General features: G+C 46.4%; 1 pseudogene. It reads right to left on the reverse strand.

The features are described 5' to 3' along the window. Positions 1-207: pseudogene (locus AAEY99_RS21795) on the reverse strand (IS3 family transposase); the annotation flags it as partial.

The raw sequence follows: 207 nt of genomic DNA on the forward strand, positions 1-207 counted from the left end.
AGCTGGCCTGCTATCGTTCTTGCCCCTGCAGAGCCACGACTATCACGGTGGATTGCAATCGCTTGCTGGCGCAGTTTCTCACGTTCAGGCTTCACTAATCCACGATGTTTGAGATGATAATGGTAGCTGCTACGCGGTATTTCAAACAAATGACAAAGCTGTTTGACGATGTTCTGCTCTCTCGATAACAATTCAATTAATGCTATC

Source organism: Shewanella sp. S1-58-MNA-CIBAN-0166, from assembly GCF_040310085.1.
Lineage (GTDB): Bacteria > Pseudomonadota > Gammaproteobacteria > Enterobacterales > Shewanellaceae > Shewanella.